Consider the following 22439-nt stretch of genomic DNA (forward strand, 5'->3'; position numbering starts at 1 on the left):
TGTTTCACTTTTTATATGGTTTAGAGGTTATAGTGTACCCTTTGTTACATCAATTTGCCCCCTAATCGACGAATGGGGGATATATTTCGACAAAACGAGTAATGGAATCTAAGAATAAGATCTTATTTTTTTCCTTTTTTGATTTTTACCTGCAACCCAGCCAAAAATAGTTAAAAAAACCTTTACACAAATTGCAGGTTAATATTAAAAGATAAGCTTATTTTTGTGCCTTGAACATTCGCGATTTAATAAACAGATACAAAACCGACGATAGGGTAACCCAATTTACCAAAGCGTTGAACAGCAGCAAAAACCCAAAGATACAATTAAAGGGATTGGTGGGTTCGGCCGATGCTATTGTTGCCCTGTCTTCTTACTTTATATTACATAAACCCATACTGTTCGTTTTACCGGACAGGGAAGAAGCTGCTTATTTTCAGTCTGACCTGGAAAGCGTTTTAGATAAACAGGTTTTATTGTTTCCTTCCTCTTACCGTAAATCATTTGATTTTACACAGGTAGATACCGCAAACGTTTTGGCACGTGCAGAGGTTTTGAACGAACTGAACCACGATTCGGAATACGGAAAGATTGTGGTTTCTTATCCCGAAGCCATCGCCGAAAAGGTGATTGATCGCTCTGCCTTAGAAAAAAACACATTAGAAATTAGTTTAGGCGCCAAGTTGGGTATCGATTTTATCAACGAATTTTTAATTGATTACGATTTCGACAGAAGAGATTTTGTTTACGAACCCGGCCAATTTTCTATCCGCGGCGGCATTGTAGATATATTTTCTTTCTCATCCGATCTTCCTTACCGTATCGAGTTTTTTGGTGATGAGGTAGAAAGTATCAGGAGTTTTGAAATTGAAAGTCAGCTTTCCGTTGCCGATGTTAAGTCGCTTACCATTGTCCCAAATGTTCAGGCGAAATTTTTAACGGAAAGCAATATCAGTATCCTTGATTATATCGATCAGGATACACAGCTCTGGTTTAAGGATGTAGAGTTTACCCTCGATATTATTAAAGCGGGCTTTAAAAAAGCTGTTGAACTTTGGAAAGCTTTATCTATAACAGATAAAACTCAAAACCCCGAATGGATTGATCCGAAATTTGCCTTTACTGACGAAAAGTTACTGGGCGATCATCTTCAGGATTTTCCTTTGATAGAATTCGGAAAGCAGTTTTTTTATAAAACGGATAACCGTTTTGAGTTTGAAACCAAACCACAGCCATCGTTCAATAAAGATTTCAACCTACTCATTCACAACCTTAAGGAAAATGAAAAAGGAGGCATTGTTAATTTTATTTTTACCGATTCGCCAAAACAGATCGAGCGTTTATATGCCATTTTAGAGGATATTGATAAAACGGCCAAGTTTACGCCAATTAATAGCATGCTGCGCGAGGGTTTTATAGATCCGCAGATCCAGACGGCATTTTATACCGATCATCAGATTTTCGATCGATATTATAAATACAAGCTTAAAAAAGGTTATCAGAAAAGCCAGGCCATTACCCTGAAAGATCTTCGGGAACTAAAATCCGGCGATTACGTTACCCACATTGATCATGGCATCGGCAAATATGCCGGGCTTGAAAAGGTTGAGGTAAATGGCAAAACACAGGAAATGATCCGTTTAATCTATGCAGATAACGACCTGCTTTATGTAAACATCAACTCCTTAAACCGCATTGCGAAATACAGTGGCAAAGAAAGCGGAGTACCCAAGATGAATAAGCTGGGCACCGATGCCTGGGATAAGCTAAAAAAAACTACTAAAAAAAAAGTTAAAGATATCGCCCGGGACCTGATCAAGCTTTATGCTCTGCGCAAAACCCAGGCTGGAACGGCATTTTCACCAGACAGCTATTTACAAACTGAACTGGAGGCTTCTTTTATTTATGAAGACACCCCCGATCAGTTAAAGGCTACTCAGGATGTGAAAAAGGATATGGAATCGCCGCATCCAATGGACCGTTTAGTGTGTGGTGATGTTGGCTTCGGAAAAACAGAGATCGCCGTGCGTGCTGCATTTAAAGCGGTAGCAGAAGGCAAACAGGCGGCGATCCTGGTACCTACAACCATTTTGGCTTTACAGCATTTCAAAACTTTTTCGTCGCGTTTAAAAGATTTCCCGGTTACGGTTGATTATATTAACCGTTTTAAAACCAGTAAACAGATTAAAGATACTCTTGCCGAGGCCGCTGCCGGTAAGGTTGATATATTAATCGGCACACACCGTTTGCTGAGCAAGGATGTAAAATTTAAGGATCTCGGCATCATGATTATTGATGAGGAGCAGAAATTTGGCGTTACCGCAAAAGAACGGTTAAAAGCCGTTAGGGTAAATGTTGATACTTTAACGCTTACGGCAACTCCTATTCCAAGGACGCTGCATTTTTCTTTAATGGGCGCAAGAGATTTATCCATCATCAGTACCCCTCCGCCAAACCGGCAACCGGTGAGTACCGAATTGCATGTTTTTAATGATAAACTGATTCAGGAGGCCGTTCAGTTCGAATTAGACCGTGGCGGACAGGTTTTCTTTATCCATAACCGGGTAAACGACCTGATGCAATTGGGTGGACTGATCCAGAAACTGGTTCCAAAAGCCAGGATTGGGATTGCCCATGGGCAGTTAGATGGCGATCAACTGGAAGATGTAATGCTCGATTTTATTAACGGAGAAAAAGATGTTCTGGTTGCCACAACTATTATAGAAGCGGGTTTAGATATCCCCAATGCCAATACCATCATTATTAACCATGCACACATGTTTGGTTTAAGCGATCTGCACCAGATGCGTGGCCGGGTAGGCAGGAGCAACAAAAAAGCTTTCTGTTATTTACTTTCACCCCCATTATCTACTTTAACTTCTGAAGCCCGGAAGCGTTTAAGCGCCATTGAAGAATTTTCTGACCTAGGAAGCGGATTTAATGTGGCCATGCGGGATTTAGATATCCGTGGAAGTGGAAATTTACTCGGTGCCGAACAGAGTGGTTTTATTGCGGAGATCGGGTTTGAGATGTATCACAAGATATTGGATGAAGCTATTCAGGAATTAAAAGAAGCAGAATTTAAAGGCTTGTTCGAAAATGAACCTGCCCGTCCGTTTGTGGGCTTTACACAAGTAGATACCGATCTGGAATTGTACATTCCGGATGCTTACATCACCAACATTACCGAGCGTTATAACTTATACACAGAGCTCTCCAAACTTGATAACGAGGCTGAACTTGCCGTTTTTGAAAAACATTTGGCCGACCGTTTCGGCCCGGTTCCGCCGCAGGTAAAAACGATGTTAAGTGTGGTACGCTTGCAGTGGCTGGGCAAAAAATTGGGCTTTGAGAAAATTAGTTTCAAGAAAAACAGCTTAAGAGGATATTTCTTAAGTGATAAACAATCTGCTTATTTCGATTCGAATACCTTTACCAAGATTTTAACTTTTGCACAGAACCATCCACGTATGTGTAATTTAAAAGAGGTAAAAAACACCTTAAGGATTGCTTTCGATAACATAAGTACTGTTGAAGAAGCTATCGAAACTTTAGAGCTCATCGACTAAAAACGTTAATTCAGTCAGTTCGTTGACTGAATTAACGTTAATTGAGTCAGTCCATTGACTGAATTAACGTTTTTTTACTATATTTGACCAATGGAAAGTCAAATTGTTAGATCTTTACAGCCAATTATCCTCAACAAGATTGGGAAGAATAAAGTAATCTTAATTTTTGGTACCAGGAGGGTAGGGAAAACTTGGCTGGTAGAAAACATCATCAAAGATGCCAGTATTGATCATCTCTCTTTAAATGGAGAAGATCAGGATGTACAGATACTATTATCAACACGAACTGCGGCCAATTACAAAAGAGTATTGGGAAATGCCAAATTACTCATTATTGATGAGGCTCAAGTTATACCTGAAATTGGAAAAATACTAAAGTTACTGATCGATACTTTCAAAGAACTGACAATAATAGCAAGCGGATCCTCTACTTTTGATCTTTCGAACCAAACAGGGGAACCACTAACGGGAAGAAGTTTAACCTATTATCTTTATCCCATAGCACAGGTTGAATTAGATAAGCAGGAAAATGCGCTGCAAACCACACAAAATCTTGAAGAACGGTTAATTTTTGGTTCCTACCCAGAGTTATTCCATTTAGGTTCATTGGCTGAAAAAGCCCAATACTTAACAGAGTTGGTTAAATCATACCTGTTAAAAGACATTCTGATGTACGAAAACATCCAGAACAGCACAAAATTACTGGAGTTATTAAAACTTATCGCCTACCAAGTAGGCTCAGAAGTTTCTATAGATGAAATTTCGCGCACGTTGGGTATCAGTAAAAACACTGTAGACCGTTACCTGGATTTACTTTCAAAGGTTTTCATCATCTATAAAGTTGGTGGGTATAGTAATAACTTACGTAAAGAAATTACAAAATCTTCAAAATGGTATTTCTATGATAACGGGATCCGCAATGCAATAATTAATGATTTTAGGTTAATTGCGCTCCGGAACGACCAAGGGCTTTTATGGGAAAATTATTGTTTTAGCGAGCGTATCAAAAAAATGGAATACGAACAGCAAAATGCCACCCATTACTTTTGGAGAACCTATGATCAGCAGGAAATCGACCTAATAGAAGTAAAGAACGGAGAAATTTTAGCTGCTGATTTTAAATGGGGCAATCAAAAAAAGAAAATACCTGGCTTTTTTGCCAAAAATTACCCTGAAGCCACATTTTCTATAATTAATAAAGAGAATTATTTAGATTTTATATTATAAATGTTAGATCCAACCTTATTGCTCGATTTAGTGAAAATGCAAATGCCTTATGGAAAATATAAAGGTTACCTGATCTGCAATATCCCTGAAAGTTATTTGCTTTGGTATAAGGATAAAGGCTTCCCCAAAGGGAAATTGGGCGATTTAATGGCTACGATGTTTGAGATCCGGGTAAATGGTCTGGAGTATTTATTAACGCCTTTGAAGAATCAGCGGTGATGCATCACCAAAAGAGATAACGTCATTTCGAGCGGAGTGTAACGAAGCCGAGAAATCTATCTAGATAGATCTCTCCATTGTGCTGCGCTCCAGTCGAGATGACGACTAATCTGCAAAAATCCGCAGATTAACATTTATCCCAGAAAAAATCTGCGTTGATCACCATAATCTGCGGGAAATAAATCTATATCTCACAACCATTCTCATCACAAACTGCATCATCATTTTTATTTAATGAAGTCAGCGTAGTTTTTGGCTGAGCCTCTTTCCATTCCGTAAAACTTTGGGTAAGCGCATCGGTAAATGCCTGAACAGGCTGAGCGCCCGAAACGCCGTACTTGCGGTCCATTACAAAATAAGGTACACCCCGGATTCCTAAATTCTGGCTTTCATAAATATCATAACGAACAGCTTCAGCAAACTCATTTCCATTCAAAACCGATTCAGCCTTATCCTTATCTAAACCAATTTCTACGGCAAGATCTATCAAAACGCTTGTTTCACCGATATTTTTACTGTTTACAAAATGCGCTTCAAACAGCTTTTCTTCGGCTAAATCCTGAAGATTATGTTTTGCCGCCAAATGGATCAAACGGTGTGCATTAAAGGTATTGGCAGGGATATTCGTGTCAAAATCGATACTTAAACCTGCATTCGCAGCCATATCAACCACCTGTTTTGTCATTTGTTTAGCTTGCTCAATTGGCATTCCCTTACTCCGCGAAAGGTAATCGTAAACGCTTTCGTTATTGGTATTGTGATATTCAGGATTGAGCTGATAGCTCTTCCAATCCACTTCAATTTCGTTTTTGAACGGCAATTTCTCTATCGCCTGCTCAAAATGTCTTTTCCCGATATAGCAAAACGGACACATTACGTCCGACCAGATTTCTACTTTCATAATACAAAATTAAGGTGATTACAGTTGGCTAAAGTAAGGCCAAAGTAAAAAGCCGCTATCGTTAAGGATAGTGGCTTTCACTTCTCAACAGAGTTTTTACCTCGAAAAATCGTCATTTCGACCGCAGTGGAGAAATCATTGAGCTATCTTAAAAGATTTCTCCATTTCGCTACGCTCCAGTCGAAATGACGCCCTTTATATGATTAGATTTTTCAATAGCAGTCTGCTGAAAAAACAGCATAAATGCTGTTTTTAAGTCTTTCAACTACTTTTCCCGATTCTTCACAAATCTCAATATGACAGACCTAATTATTATTTATACAACTGGTTAAATATCAGTTTAAAAGTACCATGCGTTTGTGCCCTGAAAGCAATTTCTGGTCCGAAAGCAAGCAGTTTTCCTTTACCAACCTTCGCTTCGAAGGCCGTTACACCATCTTGCAGGTAAGCCTGCCCCCAGGCCCAGCCGCTGCGCAGCGGTGTGGCATTTTCGAACCACATTAAAGGTCTAATCTTTCCTGCTGCAATGGCGTCGCCTGTGAGCTTAAAAACAGGGCTGTTATCAAAGTATACATCAGCTTCCTTTTCCATGCCCCAATTGCTTGGCAAAGTTGTATCTACGCCAACATTTAAAACACTTCCCGGGACATAATATTTTTCAGCTGGCAATCTCTTTTCCTCTCCATTTACGATTTCAACCATTGCATTGCGAACAGGGAGGTTTAAGTGATAGGCTAAATTGGTACTGCTGCCAATAGTTACAATATTGCCTCCAGCTTCTAAGAATTTCTTTAACTCAGGGATCGATTTATCAGCGGTAATCCTGCCCAAACGATTTCTAAATTCTTGAGGGATTTCTTCTGCTTTTGGTCCGAAAGATCTGTTTCCAAATCCTCCGCCCTGTATCGATGGTATGGCACCACCCACAAAAACAATTACATCGTATTTAGATTTTAAGTTCCCGGCATCGATATCCTGCGGATAAATTACTGTTGCATTATAATGGTATTGCTCCATTAAAAAGCGTACCCACCCTGAGGCCATAGAGCCTCCATAGGTATCCCAAAGCGCAATTCTGCCAGCAGAGACTTTAATTTTATTCTTTGGAGCGGATGCACTTTTGAGTTTGATATTCGCTTTTTCCAGTATCGCTTTCCCCGCTGACGAAACATAAAAATCACCATTTTCAGTCGACCGGTAAACTTCAACCTTGTTTTTCAATAAGTCATTTACTGCGGTATAGGAATCATTTTGTGCCGCACTTAACACATAAGCCGATCCTGAAGGCAATTTATGCTCAAACCTCAATAAAGCACCGTACGGATTTTTCTCAAACGGACCAGAAAAATCATCTAGAATCCGATCGAATTTCACATCCATTAAATAGGCTAACGTCCATCCGGCAGCATCGTATGGCGGAATTGGTGCACCTCCTTCATATTTAAAATCATTTGGGTGATCCTGAGGCTCGAACATATCCAAAACATGCGGACGGAAAGCCTGATCGGTTTTTATGACATAACTTCCGGCAGGATAATTTTTCCCTGCAACGGCAAATGAAGCTGTTGCCTTTTGAACCACAATACCCGTTCTGATCAAGGCGTTTAAAAATTTAACAGCAGAGTTAAAATCCGGCTGATCGGCACTTAAAATGTATCCGCGGGGATCTCTGTTCGCCGGAGCCTTCATCACCGTATCAAAAGCTTTCATACTGATCTGCCTCCTTGGCCCAAAATCTGCATCTCCTCCGGCAATTGGTGCACCTTTTTCACCTTTAGCAGCGTTATTAATGGCTTCTATTTTTTTAGGAGAAAAAGACCAGGTATCTTTTTTACCACGTTCTATCGAATTTCTGCCCATCTGGTAAATGTTGTACAACAATTCGTCGCGATAACGTTGTGCATAGTTTAAAACGGCATAGTTTAGCGATACCGAATAATCGATCGAGTTTTTAAAATACCATTTCCTCGGGGTAATCGGGTTTGGTGAATCGCCGTTAGGCAATAATCTCGAAGGAACTAACGGAATTTCGGACGGTGTAGGGTTCCCGATAATTTCGGTCAGGAGCCCAATCATATTATGAAAATAAGTGGTGGTTCTTAAACCGCCATTATACCAGGTAGAGTAAACCGATCCTCCACGTTGAGTATAACCAGGTTTGTTTTCTACATTCATGCGGTTGTGCATGGCCGCACCAACGGCATCTAAACTGGTTAATAACGTTGGGTCAAAAACATAATTGAAAGGATCGCGGTAGGGAGGCCCGGCAACAACGGTTCCTGCCGGACCAGCCTGATGATGGTTATACATGATCTGCGGAATCCATTCTACAAAAAGCTGACGGCCGATATTCTGCGTTTCTTTAAGGTTTAACATAAAGAAATCGCGATTGTTATCATGACCTGCATATTTTTCATACAAAACAGGCAAACCTGAGGTTGTTCTTTTCTTTGGGTCTTTCTCCCTCATGTACCAATTGCCCACCAGTTCTTGCCCATCAGGGTTGGCATGGGTAAACAAAATGATTACGTTATCCAAAATGCGCAGGGTTTCAGGGTCTTTTCTGGAGGCAAACTCATAAGCGGTTTCGATCAGCTGATGTGCACCCACCACCTCGTTGGCGTGCAGGCCACCATCAATCCAAACTACTGCTTTACCTTCCTGGGCCAATGCTTTTGCCTGCTCCGCTGTAATTTCTGCGTGTGCCAGCTGTTGCGAAATTTCCTTGTAACGATCTAATTTCTTGAGGTTTTCTGGCGAAGAAACGATTAACATGTATTGACTTCTGCCTTCTTCGGTTTTGCCAATATCAACCAGTTTAATGCGGTCAGAACTTGCCGCGAGTTTCTTAAAATAAGCTTCTGTCTGGGTATAATTGGCCAATTGGTAATCGTCGCCAATGTCGAAACCAAAATGCGATTTTGGCGTTGGTACATCCTGCGCCAGCACCGCACAGCTATTTACCAGTAAAAAAGCAAAGCAAAGCCTTTTAAAGTAGATTTTTATCATAATAAAGTTTAGTTAGGTAATCAAATATAATAGAGAATAAGCGCTAAAAACGGCTTGCTGTAAATTTGTTACAAGTTTTAAATCCTAATCCATACATTTGCCTTGATGTAAGTTCTTAACTTTATTTTTCATCAACCGATACAGGTTCCCGGAATTACAACCGGGATTAATAGGGAATCGTGTGCAAATCACGAGCTGTCGCGCAACTGTAAATTCTGTCTTTAAAAAGACAACGGTCTTATCATTCATGCCACTGTGCCGTTTACCGGTATGGGAAGGCGATAAGATCGGGAATAAGTCAGGAGACCTGCCTATATTGAATTGACGGTGCTTTCGCGTTATAAAGTAATTGGTCAGGTCTGATTGTACACGGTAAAATTAATCATTTTATATGCTTGCTTTAAGCTTTTTGCTGATGAGTAGGCTGCTTGTGCGCGAACCTTTCCTTTTTATTTTTAACAGAAAACATTATAAAATATTGCTATGAGCTTTTAAACGATTTATTTACTTAATCTTTAAAAGAGATGCTAACGCAAAATCTGGGCTATCCGCGAATAGGTAGCCAAAGGGAATTAAAGAAAATCTGCGAAAATTACTGGGCAGATAAAACTGGGTACAAAAATGTGCTTCAGGTGGGAAAAAACATTCGCCACGAAAACTGGAACCTTCAAAAAGAAGCTGGAATTGATGTCATTCCTTCGAACGACTTTTCTTTTTATGATCATGTGCTCGATCATTCTTTAACTTTTGGGGCCATCCCGAAAAGGTACAACGAGGTGATCCTGAAAAAAGGAAATTCAGAGCTTGATCTCTATTTTGCTATGGCAAGAGGTTATCAAAAAGAGGGATTAGATGTAGTAGCGATGGAAATGACCAAATGGTTTGATACCAATTACCATTACATCGTTCCTGAATTTTACAAAGATCAGCCTTTTAAACTTTTCTCTACCAAAATTATCGATGAGTTTTACGAGGCAAAACAATTGGGCATTACTACAAAACCTGTTTTAATCGGCCCGGTTTCTTACCTTTTATTGGGAAAAGAAAAAGAATCCGGCTTTGAAAAGATCGACCTGATCAAAAATCTCCTTCCGGTTTATATCGAGATTTTATCGCGCTTAGATGCTTTGGATGTAGAATATGTCCAGTTTGATGAACCTTTTTTGACTTTAGACCTTACCGAAAAAGACAAGAAAGCTTACGAATATGCCTATAAAGAGATCAGAAAAGCTTTTCCTGGGTTAAAAATTGTTTTGGCTACTTATTTTGAAGGCTTGGGCAATAATTTAGCACTAACTACCTCATTACCGGTCAATGTTTTACATATCGACCTGGTACGTGCTGAGGGTCAATTGACGGATATTTTAGCTTCGTTAAAGGAAGATACCACTCTTTCGTTAGGTTTGGTAGACGGAAGAAACATCTGGAAAAATGATTTCGAAAAATCCGTTTCAATCATTAATCAAGTTGTAGAAAAAAGAGGCCCGGATAAAGTATGGATCGCCCCATCCTGTTCCTTAATCCACTCACCAGTTGATTTAGACAATGAAACCAATGAGCAAAATCTTTCGGCTGAAATTAAACAGTGGCTGGCTTATGCGAAACAAAAAATTGCGGAGGTAGCTACTTTAAAAAAACTGATCACCAACGAAAGCCCTGCATCTACCCTGCAAAAACTTGAGGAAAATAAGATCGCGATTGCTAACCGTAAAGTTTCTAAAATCATCCATAATCCTGAAGTTAAACAACGTGTTTTAGGATTAAAAGAGCAGGATGCAGAACGTTTAAGTCCATTTCCGAACAGAAAAATTAAGCAACAGGAACTCAATCTGCCAAGTTACGCCACTACTACCATCGGATCGTTTCCGCAAACTGCAGAAGTAAGAAGTTGGAGAGCAAAGCTTAAAAACGGAACTTTTACCGTTGAAGAATATGATGACCTCATTGCAAAAGAAACCGCAAAAGCCGTAAACTGGCAGGAAGAAATCGATCTGGATGTTTTGGTTCATGGCGAATTTGAGCGTAACGATATGGTTGAATACTTTGGTGAGCAATTGGATGGTTTCGCTTTCTCCAAAAATGGCTGGGTACAGAGTTACGGCTCGCGCTGCGTAAAACCCCCTATTATTTTTGGCGATGTTTCGCGTCCGAAACCCATGACTGTAAAGTGGACCGCCTATGCACAATCGCTTACCTCAAAATACATGAAGGGTATGTTAACAGGACCGGTAACGATTTTACAATGGTCGTTCGTACGTAATGATCAACCACGATCAGAAACCTGTACTCAAATTGCCCTGGCTATCCGCGATGAGGTTTGTGATCTGGAAAATGCAGGTATAAAAATCATTCAGATTGATGAACCAGCCATTAGAGAAGGTTTACCATTGCGCAAAGCTGATTGGCAAAACTATTTGAACTGGGCGGTTAAAGCCTTTAAAATTTCGGCAAGTGGTGTGAAAGACGATACGCAGATCCACACGCACATGTGCTACTCGGAGTTTAATGATATCATCCAAAACATTGCCGATATGGATGCAGATGTAATCACCATCGAAACCTCACGTTCGCAGATGGAATTATTAGACGCATTTGCCGATTTTAAATATCCAAACGAAATTGGCCCGGGTGTATACGATATTCACTCTCCAAGGGTGCCTAAGCGGGAGGAAATGGTTCAGCTACTCAAAAAAGCGAAAGCTGTTATTCCCTCCCGGCAACTCTGGGTAAACCCTGATTGTGGTTTAAAAACCCGCGGATGGGATGAAACCAAAAAGGCCTTAATAGAAATGGTAGAAGCCGCTAAAGAAATGCGTAAAGCCGAAGAGGTACTTGCTGCAGATCTTCAGGTGAATTAATTTTAATTTTGTCGCAGAGAAAACCAATACTATTAAATTAAGAATTCGATTGTTGTCAGTCTGAGCTTGTCGAAGACCCTTATCGTGAAATAACTAAAAAGATTGTCCTTCGACAAGCTCAGGATGACATCATTTTAGTTATTTCACTACTTAATAGCATTACCAAAATTACTGAGAGCACATTTTTTTACATTTTCAGTATCCATTTCTCAAGGGCAAATCTTTTACTTTGGCAATTTTCTACTAAAAATAACCAGAAAGTTGTCAAAGCTTTTTACAGCACCTATATTTAACCCATGACCCTAGAAGAAAGAATAGAAAATTCTAAAACCAGCATTTTTAAAGCCGTTTTCCCCAATACAACCAATCATTATGATACCCTTTTCGGCGGAACAGCCATGCATTTAATGGATGAGGTTGCTTTTATTACTGCAACCCGCTTTAGCCGCCAGATTATGGTTACGGTAAGCAGCGACAGGATAGATTTTAAAAAACCAATCCCCGCAGGTACAATTGTAGAGCTTATCGGCAAGGTTAACCATGTGGGGAATACCAGTTTAAAGGTTAATGTAGAAATTTATATCGAGCAGATGTATGCCGAAGGAAGAGAATTGGCCGTACATGGCGATTTCACCTTTGTGGCCATTGATGAAAATAAAAAACCTGTCCAGGTGATTAAATAATCATATAAGCTTTGGCCAAAAAGATGTAAAAATCATAACGCCTAAATCTTTAAATTTGATTATGGAACAGCAACTTTCCGAAGAAGACTTAAAAAATATTGCTAAACAATTGGCTTGTCCTGAAGGCGAACACGGCATTAAAACAGGTGAAATGATGCATGCCAATAATATCGGCATGACTACTTCTGCAATTGCAGCATTAGACCTTAAAAATAATGAAACTGTTTTAGAAATCGGTCATGGTAACGGCGGGCATATTGCCCAACTCTTATCAAAAGCCGAAAACCTCCATTATTTCGGTGCTGATATTTCTGCAACCATTATTGCCGAGGCCGAAAAGATCAATCAGGATTTCATAACAAAAGGAAAGGTTCACCTTCAGCTAACAGATGGCATTAAATTGCCATTTGAGGATGGTCTATTTGATAAAATTTTTACAGTTAATACGATATACTTTTGGACAAATCCAAGCGAATACCTCAACGAAATTAAGCGGATATTAAAACCTAAGGGAACTTTGGCTATATGTTTTGCCGATAAAACTTTCATGCAAAACCTCCCTTTTACACCTTATGGTTTTACACTTTACAATATAGAAACCGTAACAGAACTATTAGAAAAAGCGGGGTTTGCCATTAAAAATACGCTTAAAAAAATAGAGCTGGTACAAAGTAAAACCGGCGAACAGGTAGAAAGAGAATATTACGTTGTAACGGCTACTGCTTAAGAAACAACATCATAATCTTCTTGTGCGTTCGTGTCTTTGTGGCTAAACGATTAATATAAAATCAAATACAGGTAGGCATAAACTACTGGAGCAGCCAATAACAAACCATCAAAACGATCTAACAAACCACCATGTCCCGGTAATAAACCACCACTATCTTTCGTATCCAAACTGCGTTTAAGCATCGATTCTACTAAATCGCCCAGTGTACCAAAACTAGCAATCAATACAGCCATACCGATCCAAACCCAGGCTGGACTTTCGGTAAACAGAAATGATAAACCAAAAGCGACTAAAACACTGGTGAACATGCCTCCGAAAAATCCTTCCCAGCTTTTCTTTGGCGAGTGGCGTTCGAACAACTTACGTTTACCGTATTTTACACCAAAAAGGTAAGCGCCTGTATCGTTTGCCCAAAGCATCAGTAAAAATGCCAGGGGAAGATGAAAGCTATATTCGTTCCAGTTTTTCAAAAAACCCAGGGCATGAAAAAAACAGAAAGGAATAGTTACATACACAAAACCAACAAACGTGTACGAGATGTTGGCGAATGGAATTTTGTTCTTTTTATATAGCTCAGTAATAAAAACCGAGAAAATTAGCGGAATACAAAGCAGCAAATACTTCACATCATATTTGAGGTAGTGTAAGCCAGCCGCCATAAAAAATATTAATGAACCGGCTACCAAACCGATATTACGGTGTGGTCTTATTCCGGAGTTTTTAATCAGCTTGTAAAATTCAAACAATGCCAAAACACTTAAAACAAGATAAAAGATGGTAAAAGTGTAGCTCCCAAGCAGGATAGAGCCCAGCATTACAATGGTAAAAAAGAAAGCGGTTATTGCCCTGGTTTTCATTTAAGGTAAGCGATAAAGGGTGTAAGGTTTAAGATCATTTCTACTATTCAATTTCGTTTTCAACGATGTATTCTATGGCTTTATCGAAATCTACCTTATTCACCAAAACATTTATTTCGCCAATATTATATGCCGAGAGCTGTTTATTTATCGTTACTGCCAGAATTCCGGCTTCTGTTAATCCCTGTTTTAATACCTCGGCCGCAAAGGCATCGCTGGTGGTATATACTTTAACCCAATTTTCGCTCACGTGCTGCGTTATCTTTAAAAATTTTAAACAAAGCTATGGTAATTATTGCACTAATTAAATAGCCATACCATGGAAAACCGATCGGTTCATCGGCTTTATCAAGTGGCATATGGTGCTTTTGCATATAAAAAGCCGCACAAACCGCATAGGCATTGTTTATAAAGTGCGCCAGCATGGCATACCAGATGCTTCCGCTATAATAATATAAATAGCCAAAACCCGCACCCAATAACATACGTGGCACAAAACCATAAAACTGAACATGGATGGCACTGAAAATAATCGCAGATAGCCAAATCGCAACATGGGGGTTTTCAAAAGCCCTGTTTAACGATCGCTGCACCCCTCCACGGAACATCAACTCTTCGCCAATTGCAGGTATAACAGCAATCATGAGGAGGTTTACAATAAAATCGAAATTACTGCGTACGGTGATCAATTGAATTGTTATTTTCATTGCAATAGCCTCCTTTTCCTTCATCCACTGCTCTATCTTATGCAAAAAATCGGGCAAAACCATTTTTTGGTTCCATATCACGGTCCATTCCATAAATGGCATACTCAGTATCATAATAGCCAGCACCAGAACAACCAATAAGAATTTTGGCTGTCTGAAAAGATAAAATTCTGTTACTTTCTTTCTTTCTGTTAAGGCAAGGGCAATTGGTGGTAAAATAAATGTTCCGATCGAACTTAGTATTTGTATCACTTTAAAACCTACAATATACTTAGGGTCGCCTGCCAAAAGTAGATCTAAATTACTTACTATCCCCAAGCCATATATCATTAAAACGATAGCAACAGCCAGAAGTCCAAACACAAGTCCGCCTGTAACTGCGTAAAATAAAAGTAAAAGTAATTGTAAGAAAGGATTGATTTCCTCCTTGTTAGGTGTTACAAAATTCATTATTTGTACCTTTGTATGTTTTTATTAATCGTTGAAGATAGAAAATGTCTGTTAAGATAGGAAATATAGATTTAGGTGAGTTCCCGTTATTACTGGCTCCAATGGAAGATGTAAGCGATCCGCCGTTCCGTTATGTGTGCAAAAAAAACGGGGCCGATATGATGTACACTGAATTTATTTCTTCGGAGGGTTTGATCCGCGATGCTGCAAAAAGCATACAAAAGCTTGATATTTTCGAATACGAAAGGCCAATTGGCATCCAGATTTTTGGTGGCGATATCGATCACATGCGCGAAGCCTCAGAAATTGCTTCTGCAGCAGGGCCCGACCTGGTTGACATTAATTATGGCTGTCCGGTTAAAAACGTAGTGTGTAAAGGCGCAGGCTCCAGCTTGCTACAGGATATCGATAAAATGGTAAAAATGACAGAAGCCGTAGTTAAAGCTTCACATTTGCCTGTTACCGTTAAAACCCGCCTTGGTTGGGATGATAATACCAAAAATGTTTACGAAGTGGCCGAGCGGCTTCAGGACGTAGGCATTCAGGCACTTACCATTCATGGCAGAACAAGAGCACAGTTATATAAAGGCGAGGCCGACTGGTCGCTTATCCGGGAGATTAAACGTAATCCACGCATTAAAATACCGATTTTTGGAAACGGTGATGTTGATAGCCCCGAAAAAGCAGCCAACTGGCGTATGGAATACGAGGTAGATGGCATTATGATCGGTCGTGCTGCCATTGGTTATCCATGGATTTTCCGCGAAGTAAAACACTTTTTTAAAACGGGTGAACACCTTGCCGGACCAACTATTGAAGAACGTATTGAAGTCTGCCGTACACATTTAGATAAATCGCTTGAATGGAAAGGGCCTAAAACCGGAATTTTCGAAATGCGCCGCCATTATGCAAACTATTTTAAAGGCCTGCCAGATTTTAAACCTTACCGTATGCGGTTGGTGGCCGAGCCAGATATTAACAACATTTACAGCATTTTAGAAGAAGTGGCAGAGAAATTTGCCGACTATGATGCCACTAAAGTACTGGCTTGATTTTTGAAAGGTTTTTTTATATATTAGTAAATCATGGTTACAGCTATTACAGACGGGGTTAAGGTTTCAGTAGAAACAGTGTACCAGCCAGAATATTCAAATCCGGCTAACGAGCATTATATGTTCGCTTATCGCGTAGAAATTTCTAATCTTTCTGATTATGCTGTTCAATTAATGCGCCGCCAGTGGTTTATTTTCGATTCGAACAGTAGCCGAAGAGAGGTAGAGGGTGAGGGCGTTGTTGGCTTGCAACCTATTATCCAACCTGGCGAAACACATGTATATGTTTCTGGATGTAACCTAAAAACCGATATGGGCAGTATGAAAGGCGCGTACTTAATGAAACGTGATATAGATGGATCAGAGTTCGAGGTTGATATTCCAGAATTTCAGTTAATCGCTCCTTATAAACTGAATTAATCCTTAATCCATCCTGCCACAAATCGTCATTTCGACTGAAGTGAAACGAAATGGAGAAATCTCTTAATCAAATTAAGTCTATAGGTGTCTCAACGAGGATGTAACAGCAACCAATCTCTTTTTATCTATTCTTTAGAAAAGCAATTGAAGCATTTTATTTTAATGTTAGTCCTGCTTTTCATTTCAAGTCCGTCCCGATGAATCGGGATTCCTCGTTTACGGGCTTTCCCATTGCAATCAGGTTTAAATTGCAATGGTTCTGTTAATATCAAAGGTTTACAGCATGGCGTATACACCCTTCTTCTTGAACCCTGCAACCCCAAATAGTACATCCTACCTTGCCACCTAAACCTAAGGGATCGAAGCGAGATGCCGATTTTTTCTATCGGCAGAAGCGGGAGCGGGACCGGAGCCTTGCTAAGCACTGCAAAACCTGCTTTCCAAAAACCGGATATGACCTATGTTGGTTTATACTTTATATCAATCTATGCTAAAAAAGATCCTGAACATTCTGGGACAGGGTGACGGTAAACCAAAAACGGCCAGGATTAACCCTGGCCGCTCTGTGTTTTTCATAATTAAATATCTCTTTAATCTCTGCTTCTTCCAAAAAGCATCGATGCGTAGTACAATAAATTGGCTAATGCACCAACAGCTGCTACCACATAAGTCATGGCTGCCCACCAAAGTGCATCTTTAGCCTGCGCATTTTCTTCTTGCGTTTGCATTACACCATTATTGTTTTTTAGCCAGGCCAATGCACGGTTACTGGCATCAAATTCGACCGGTAGGGTAATGATACTAAATATGGTTACCAGTGCTAAACCTACCACACCAATTGCCAAAACAATTGGATTTCCGGTAAAGCCTATTAACAATACACCAATTAATAATACCCATTGTAAAAGATTAGATGATATACTTACCACCGGAACCATGCTGCTTCTTAGCTGTAACCAGTTATACGATTTCGCCTGTTGCACGGCATGGCCACATTCGTGTGCCGCTACAGCTGCTGCTGCTACGCTTCGGCTATAATATACATCTGTACTTAAATTAACGGTTTTATCTGATGGATTGTAATGATCTGTTAGTTGTCCTTCGGTACTCATCACCTTCACGTCGTATATCCCATTATCATGTAGCATTCTTTCTGCCACCTCTTTGCCCGATAAACCTGAGCTAAGTTGCATTTCGGCATACTTAGAAAATTTATTTCTAAACCGCCATTGTACAAACATGCTCAGCAGTAATACCGGGATGATTAATATTAAATAAACTCCCATTTTCTTCTGTATGTTTTTCGTGTAACACATATCAAAAAGCGTTCCCATATTATTTGACTGTTAAAAAATGGTACATTTATACTATGCCAACAGCGTTTTCATATTGGGAGAAGGAGTCGTTTTTTACTTACGATATCATTATTATCGGTAGTGGAATTGTGGGTTTAAATGCTGCTATCCAGCTTATAAAAACTGTTCCGACTTTAAAAATTGCCATACTCGAAAGGGGCTTTTTACCAACAGGTGCCAGCACCAAAAATGCGGGTTTTGCATGCTTCGGTAGCATTTCTGAACTCATTGAGCAAGAAGAATGTGCCGGCTTAAATGGTCTGGCACTACTTATAGAAAAGCGCTGGAAGGGCCTACTTAAATTACGCAATTTATTAAGCGATAAAACCATTGATTACCAATGTTTAGGCGGGTACGAATTATTTAAAAATGATGAGGTTTTTCTGGCCGACACATGTGTATCCAAAATTGAACATTATAACCGTCTCATTAACGATATTGTTGGTGCCAATGCTTTTGCCTTTGCCAATAATAAAATTAGTTTATTTGGCTTTGAAGGTATCGGCACATTAATCGAAAACCGCTACGAAGCACAGATTGATAGTGGTAAAATGATGTTTGCTTTAATTCAATATGCGCAAAAACTCGGCATTAGTATATTTAATAATTGTGCGGTAGATCAGATCCTGGAAGAAAACAGGGGTACACAACTGGTAACCAAAAACGGACACTTTTTTTGTAAACAGTTAATTGTAACCACCAATGCTTTTGTAAAAGATTTATTCCCAGCTATTGACGTTAGTCCCGGCCGTGGTCAGGTTTTAATCACCAAACCCATTAAAGAACTAAAAATAGCAGGTACTTTCCATTACAATAAAGGTTATTATTACTTTAGAAATATAAATAACAGAGTTTTATTAGGTGGTGGCAGAAATATCGATTTTAAAGCCGAAAAAACCACCAAATTTGGCCAAACAGAGGCCGTTCGGCTAGCGTTAGAAGATTTATTAAAAAACGTAATCCTCCCTAAAGTAAATTATGAAATCGATTACCGCTGGAGCGGCATTATGGCTTTTGGAAAAACTCTGGAACCATTTATAGAAGAGATTAAGCCAAATATTTTTTGCGCCACCAGGTGTAACGGCATGGGTATAGCAATTGGTGCACAAACAGGAGAAGATGTGGCGAATCTGCTGCTGAAAAGCTTATAGTTTTTTTACCACAAAGAACACAGAGAAAAAACACAGAGCACACAGAGTTTTTTAAGATCTTTCTAAAAAGCATCGTCATCTCGACTGGAACGCAGTGTAATGGAGAGATCTAACACGAGATAAATCTTTCTTCGTAGAATCGGCATTTCCGCTTAGCTAGGCCAAAGCACTGTATCTTCGTTCTAATTAAATCCGGCCTGACAAATTTTTCGGGCTCCACTGACCCAGCCATCCTATCCGCTTAAAAAAAACGGTGAAGCCGTCATAAATGCAGCTGAAAACTATAATAAAAATGAATAAATTTTCAGCCGGTGCTTTCTTAATGGATTTCTGTTGTTTTCATTTGTATTAATGAACTCGGCAATGCCCCCGGTTTTGTTTTTTCACTTGTGCTTATTTTTTAATGGTGTTCAAGCTGGCTCCGCTAATCTTTTTGCTGCCAAAAAGAAAGAGCCCTTCGGCGGCGGTGAGCACTAGGCAAGACCGTGCGGACAGGCAAAACATAATCAGTTAACTATCATGAATATCTATTCTATGCAATAATTACTCCTCGAAATGATGATAGGCGAGAAAAACAAGTACTCGTAACGAAGCACACAAAGCAATCCTCATTGCTAACCGTAAGTAGCTATCGTTGTAAGATTGCTTCGTCGGCTGAAAAAGCCTTCTCGCAATGACGACTCTTCGCGGCTTCGCAATCCGTCAAACCCTAAACGCATATGCTTACTTAAACACAATCGTCTTATTCCCACTCACAAAAACGCGGTCTTCGAAAATAAGCTCCAGGGCTTCTAACAATACTTTTTTCTCTATTTCTTTGCCTGCCCGAACCATTTCCTTCACGCCAAAATTATGATCAATATGATTAGTATGCTGCGTAATAATCGGGCCTTCATCCAGGTTATCAGTAACAAAATGGGCAGTAGCACCAATAATTTTCACCCCGCGTTCAAAAGCCTGGCGATAGGGGTTGGCACCTATAAAGGCCGGTAAAAAGGAATGGTGGATATTAACAATTTTACCTGCATAATCTTTTACAAAATCAGCGGATAGAATCCTCATAAATTTGGCCAGCACCAAATAGTCTACCTCAAACCGGTTGATAATCGCTTTAACTTCAGCCTCAAATTCACTTTTATCCTTATTGGTATGATCGACGTAAAAATAAGGAATACCCAATTTTTCAGTAAAATCTCTCAGGCTTTCATAATTGCCTATTACACATTTTACGTTGGCCCCCAAGGTTTTAAATTGGTTTTTGATCAGTATTTCTGCCAGGCAATGGTACTCCTTGGTCACCAAAACAGCAATCTGTTTTTCCTGTTGGGTAATTAAATTTACCTCGGCTGCATTTGGCAGGTTTTCTAAAAGTTTTTCCTTTAATTTTTCAGCATCCCCCAGATTTCCGGTACAGGCAATACGGGTAAAAAACGATTTATTCGCTTCGTCTACAAACTCGCGCATGGCAACAATATTCAATTGATGCGCAGCCAGTACACGGGTAATATTTGTGACTAAGCCAACTTGATCGGGACAGGATATGAGGACTGTTAATGCGTTCATTTATAAAATACTAATGCCCAATTATAGAAATTTTTTTCCGTTATTTTCTGTTCATAATAACTAAAATTTTTTGGTATATCTATTTTAAATCTTCATTTTTGCTAAAATTTTTATCATTATGGAGATTGCGGGTATTGCTTTACTAATCGTTATTTTAATAGTCCTGGTTATTTTATTATTGAAGAAACCGCAGGCTGCTCTTTCTATGATCTCGGTAGAAGACTTCGAAAGAACAAAAAGTGAAAATGAATCTTTAAAAATCAGTCTGGCCAAAGCCGACGAACGTGTTTCTAATTTATCTACCGAAAAAGAACATATTACTGTGTTACTTAAACAAGAACAGCAACGCTTAATTGATGAATTACAGGCTGAGCGCGACCGGCTTGCCGATGCTAATCGCGAACTTGAAGGTACCAGGTCTTTTTACCTGGCCGAAAAAGAAAAACTTGCTGAACAAAAGCTAAGTTTTGAGCAGTCGCAAGAAAAATTAAACAAAGACTTTGAGTTAATTGCCAATAAAATACTGGAAGAAAAATCGAGCAGATTTATTGAACAGAATCGGACTAATCTGGATATCATCTTAAATCCTTTGAAAGAAAATATTAAAGCTTTTGAAGATAAAGTAGAAAAGGTTTACAAAGCCGAATCAGATGAAAGAAATACATTGAAAGGTGTAATTTCGCTATTAATGGATCAAAGTAAACAGATTCAGGAAGATGCCAACAATTTAACCAAAGCTTTAAAAGGCGATAGCAAAAAGCAGGGAAATTGGGGGGAAGTGATTTTGGAAAAGGTTTTGGAACGCTCGGGTTTAGTGCGCGATCAGGAATACCGCATTCAAGCCTCGCATATATCCGCCGAAGGCGGTCGGTACCAGCCCGATGTGGTAATTGACCTGCCAGATAATAAACATCTTGTGGTCGACGCTAAGGTATCGTTGGTTGCTTATGAGCATTCGGTATCTGCAGAAACGGATGAAGAGCGTGAAGGCTACGTAAAACAGCATCTCGCCTCAATTAAGAATCACATATTAGAGCTGTCTTCAAAAAACTACCAGGATTTATATAAAATAAATTCTCCCGACTTTGTTTTATTGTTTGTTCCGATCGAATCTTCTTTTAGTATTGCCGTACAAAAAGATGCCGAACTTTTCAATTTTGCATGGGATAGAAGGGTAGTAATTGTGAGCCCTTCAACCTTACTAGCCACCTTACGTACCATTGCCAGCATGTGGAAACAGGAACGCCAAAACCGGAATGTAATGGAAATTGCCCGTTTAAGTGGAAGCATGTACGATAAGTTTGTAGGTTTTGTTGCTGACATGGAAAACATTGGTAAACACATTAAAAACGGACAGGATGCTTACGATAAAGCCATTAATAAACTATCAGCCGGCGCCGGAAATTTAACCAACACTTCAGAAAAGATTAAAAAATTAGGTGCAAAAACCACCAAACAGATTGATACTAAATATCTGGATATCAATGAGGAATAGGCAAATCGAGTTTTTGTTCAGTTTTAAAATTATAGCTAAAAACTTGCAAAGTTAGTGATTTTTTGTGAGATCCTTTGAACGATTTTTTTGAAAATTTTATCTTTTTCAGTGAATACTGTAGTCTTTTTTGAATTTAGAAAAAAATCGTCATTACGAGAAGACTGTTTTGCCGCCGACGCCCATCTGGCTGGCA

Annotated in this window: 17 protein-coding genes and 1 riboswitch; of the genes, 10 read left to right on the forward strand and 7 right to left on the reverse strand. The window is 39.4% G+C overall.

Translation table 11 applies throughout. From position 1 onward, the window contains the following. Positions 1 to 230: 230 nt before the first annotated feature. The 3 genes from mfd (at position 231) to ACN9MR_RS23095 (ending at position 5015) form a co-directional block, all read left to right on the forward strand. Entirely contained in the window at positions 231 to 3569 is a 3339-nt protein-coding gene (gene mfd, locus ACN9MR_RS23085) for a transcription-repair coupling factor (RefSeq protein ID WP_426326872.1), read from the forward strand. Between the two features lie 90 nt (positions 3570 to 3659). Next, the gene (locus ACN9MR_RS23090; RefSeq protein ID WP_426326873.1) at positions 3660 to 4796 is read left to right on the forward strand and encodes an ATP-binding protein; all 1137 of its coding nucleotides are present in this window, start codon (positions 3660 to 3662) and stop codon (positions 4794 to 4796) included. After that, entirely contained in the window at positions 4797 to 5015 is a 219-nt protein-coding gene (locus ACN9MR_RS23095; protein WP_025141651.1) for a DUF3820 family protein, read from the forward strand. 184 nt (positions 5016 to 5199) lie between these two features. Here ACN9MR_RS23095 and ACN9MR_RS23100 read toward each other — a convergent pair whose 3' ends face one another. Next, positions 5200 to 5916, reverse strand: coding sequence for a DsbA family oxidoreductase (locus tag ACN9MR_RS23100; RefSeq protein WP_426326874.1), 717 nt, complete (start codon positions 5914 to 5916; stop codon positions 5200 to 5202). 312 nt (positions 5917 to 6228) lie between these two features. After that, a complete protein-coding gene (locus ACN9MR_RS23105; RefSeq protein WP_426326875.1) occupies positions 6229 to 8925 on the reverse strand; it encodes a M14 family metallopeptidase in 2697 nt (898 codons plus the stop codon). 125 nt (positions 8926 to 9050) lie between these two features. Then, positions 9051 to 9254: riboswitch (cobalamin riboswitch) on the forward strand. Between the two features lie 195 nt (positions 9255 to 9449). On the opposite strand from ACN9MR_RS23105, the gene metE reads away from it, so the two are divergent. From metE to ACN9MR_RS23120, 3 genes are all read left to right on the forward strand, one after another. Beyond that, a complete protein-coding gene (gene metE, locus ACN9MR_RS23110) occupies positions 9450 to 11783 on the forward strand; it encodes a 5-methyltetrahydropteroyltriglutamate--homocysteine S-methyltransferase (RefSeq protein ID WP_426326876.1) in 2334 nt (777 codons plus the stop codon). 296 nt (positions 11784 to 12079) lie between these two features. After that, positions 12080 to 12466: an acyl-CoA thioesterase gene (locus ACN9MR_RS23115; protein WP_025141655.1), complete on the forward strand. Its 387-nt coding sequence runs from the start codon at positions 12080 to 12082 to the stop codon at positions 12464 to 12466. Positions 12467 to 12527: 61 nt separating this feature from the next. Next, complete coding sequence (locus ACN9MR_RS23120) at positions 12528 to 13193, forward strand: class I SAM-dependent methyltransferase (RefSeq protein ID WP_426326877.1); 666 nt, start codon at positions 12528 to 12530, stop codon at positions 13191 to 13193. 50 nt (positions 13194 to 13243) lie between these two features. Here ACN9MR_RS23120 and ACN9MR_RS23125 read toward each other — a convergent pair whose 3' ends face one another. From ACN9MR_RS23125 to ACN9MR_RS23135, 3 genes are read right to left on the reverse strand one after another with little or no spacing between them, the layout of a single operon-like run. Next, positions 13244 to 14053, reverse strand: coding sequence for a phosphatidate cytidylyltransferase (locus ACN9MR_RS23125; protein ID WP_426326878.1), 810 nt, complete (start codon positions 14051 to 14053; stop codon positions 13244 to 13246). A 43-nt stretch (positions 14054 to 14096) separates the two neighbouring features. Then, a complete protein-coding gene (locus ACN9MR_RS23130) occupies positions 14097 to 14303 on the reverse strand; it encodes a putative signal transducing protein (RefSeq protein WP_184466133.1) in 207 nt (68 codons plus the stop codon). Further along, a complete protein-coding gene (locus ACN9MR_RS23135) occupies positions 14284 to 15210 on the reverse strand; it encodes a CPBP family intramembrane glutamic endopeptidase (protein ID WP_426326879.1) in 927 nt (308 codons plus the stop codon). The genes ACN9MR_RS23130 and ACN9MR_RS23135 overlap by 20 nt, the downstream gene beginning before the upstream one ends. Positions 15211 to 15254: 44 nt before the next feature. Here ACN9MR_RS23135 and dusB point away from each other — a divergent pair, with 44 nt between their 5' ends. Continuing rightward, on the forward strand, positions 15255 to 16262 hold the full coding sequence (dusB, locus tag ACN9MR_RS23140) for a tRNA dihydrouridine synthase DusB (RefSeq protein ID WP_184466137.1): 1008 nt from the start codon (positions 15255 to 15257) through the stop codon (positions 16260 to 16262). A gap of 33 nt (positions 16263 to 16295) precedes the next feature. Beyond that, positions 16296 to 16682, forward strand: a complete 387-nt coding sequence (gene apaG / locus ACN9MR_RS23145) for a Co2+/Mg2+ efflux protein ApaG (protein ID WP_029274928.1) — start codon at positions 16296 to 16298, stop codon at positions 16680 to 16682. A gap of 590 nt (positions 16683 to 17272) precedes the next feature. On the opposite strand, the gene ACN9MR_RS23150 is transcribed toward apaG, so the two are convergent. Next, positions 17273 to 17968 carry a zinc metallopeptidase gene (locus ACN9MR_RS23150; RefSeq protein WP_057930995.1) on the reverse strand — a complete coding sequence of 232 codons (696 nt, stop codon included), beginning with the start codon at positions 17966 to 17968 and terminating at the stop codon, positions 17273 to 17275. A gap of 83 nt (positions 17969 to 18051) precedes the next feature. Between ACN9MR_RS23150 and ACN9MR_RS23155 the strand changes: the two genes are divergently transcribed. After that, a complete protein-coding gene (locus ACN9MR_RS23155; RefSeq protein WP_426326880.1) occupies positions 18052 to 19188 on the forward strand; it encodes an NAD(P)/FAD-dependent oxidoreductase in 1137 nt (378 codons plus the stop codon). A 723-nt stretch (positions 19189 to 19911) separates the two neighbouring features. Here ACN9MR_RS23155 and purU read toward each other — a convergent pair. Next, positions 19912 to 20751: a formyltetrahydrofolate deformylase gene (purU, locus tag ACN9MR_RS23160; RefSeq protein ID WP_426326881.1), complete on the reverse strand. Its 840-nt coding sequence runs from the start codon at positions 20749 to 20751 to the stop codon at positions 19912 to 19914. Between the two features lie 118 nt (positions 20752 to 20869). Here purU and ACN9MR_RS23165 point away from each other — a divergent pair, with 118 nt between their 5' ends. Continuing rightward, positions 20870 to 22246 (forward strand): DNA recombination protein RmuC, encoded by a 1377-nt coding sequence (locus tag ACN9MR_RS23165; RefSeq protein ID WP_426326882.1) that lies wholly within the window; start codon positions 20870 to 20872, stop codon positions 22244 to 22246. The last annotated feature ends 193 nt before the right edge of the window (positions 22247 to 22439 follow it).

This window comes from Pedobacter sp. R-06 (genome assembly GCF_049913135.1).
Lineage (GTDB): Bacteria > Bacteroidota > Bacteroidia > Sphingobacteriales > Sphingobacteriaceae > Pedobacter.

Bases quoted from the DNA above. Each gene is read 5' to 3' on its own strand.
- ACN9MR_RS23090 (WP_426326873.1), top strand. From the start codon at position 3,660: ATGGAAAGTCAAATTGTTAGATCTTTACAGCCAATTATCCTCAACAAG.
- ACN9MR_RS23095 (WP_025141651.1), top strand. From the start codon at position 4,797: ATGTTAGATCCAACCTTATTGCTCGATTTAGTGAAAATGCAAATGCCT.
- ACN9MR_RS23100 (WP_426326874.1), bottom strand. From the start codon at position 5,916: ATGAAAGTAGAAATCTGGTCGGACGTAATGTGTCCGTTTTGCTATATC.
- ACN9MR_RS23105 (WP_426326875.1), bottom strand. From the start codon at position 8,925: ATGATAAAAATCTACTTTAAAAGGCTTTGCTTTGCTTTTTTACTGGTA.
- metE (WP_426326876.1), top strand. From the start codon at position 9,450: ATGCTAACGCAAAATCTGGGCTATCCGCGAATAGGTAGCCAAAGGGAA.
- ACN9MR_RS23115 (WP_025141655.1), top strand. From the start codon at position 12,080: ATGACCCTAGAAGAAAGAATAGAAAATTCTAAAACCAGCATTTTTAAA.
- ACN9MR_RS23120 (WP_426326877.1), top strand. From the start codon at position 12,528: ATGGAACAGCAACTTTCCGAAGAAGACTTAAAAAATATTGCTAAACAA.
- ACN9MR_RS23125 (WP_426326878.1), bottom strand. From the start codon at position 14,053: ATGAAAACCAGGGCAATAACCGCTTTCTTTTTTACCATTGTAATGCTG.
- ACN9MR_RS23135 (WP_426326879.1), bottom strand. From the start codon at position 15,210: ATGAATTTTGTAACACCTAACAAGGAGGAAATCAATCCTTTCTTACAA.
- dusB (WP_184466137.1), top strand. From the start codon at position 15,255: ATGTCTGTTAAGATAGGAAATATAGATTTAGGTGAGTTCCCGTTATTA.
- apaG (WP_029274928.1), top strand. From the start codon at position 16,296: ATGGTTACAGCTATTACAGACGGGGTTAAGGTTTCAGTAGAAACAGTG.
- ACN9MR_RS23150 (WP_057930995.1), bottom strand. From the start codon at position 17,968: ATGGGAGTTTATTTAATATTAATCATCCCGGTATTACTGCTGAGCATG.
- ACN9MR_RS23155 (WP_426326880.1), top strand. From the start codon at position 18,052: ATGCCAACAGCGTTTTCATATTGGGAGAAGGAGTCGTTTTTTACTTAC.
- purU (WP_426326881.1), bottom strand. From the start codon at position 20,751: ATGAACGCATTAACAGTCCTCATATCCTGTCCCGATCAAGTTGGCTTA.
- ACN9MR_RS23165 (WP_426326882.1), top strand. From the start codon at position 20,870: ATGGAGATTGCGGGTATTGCTTTACTAATCGTTATTTTAATAGTCCTG.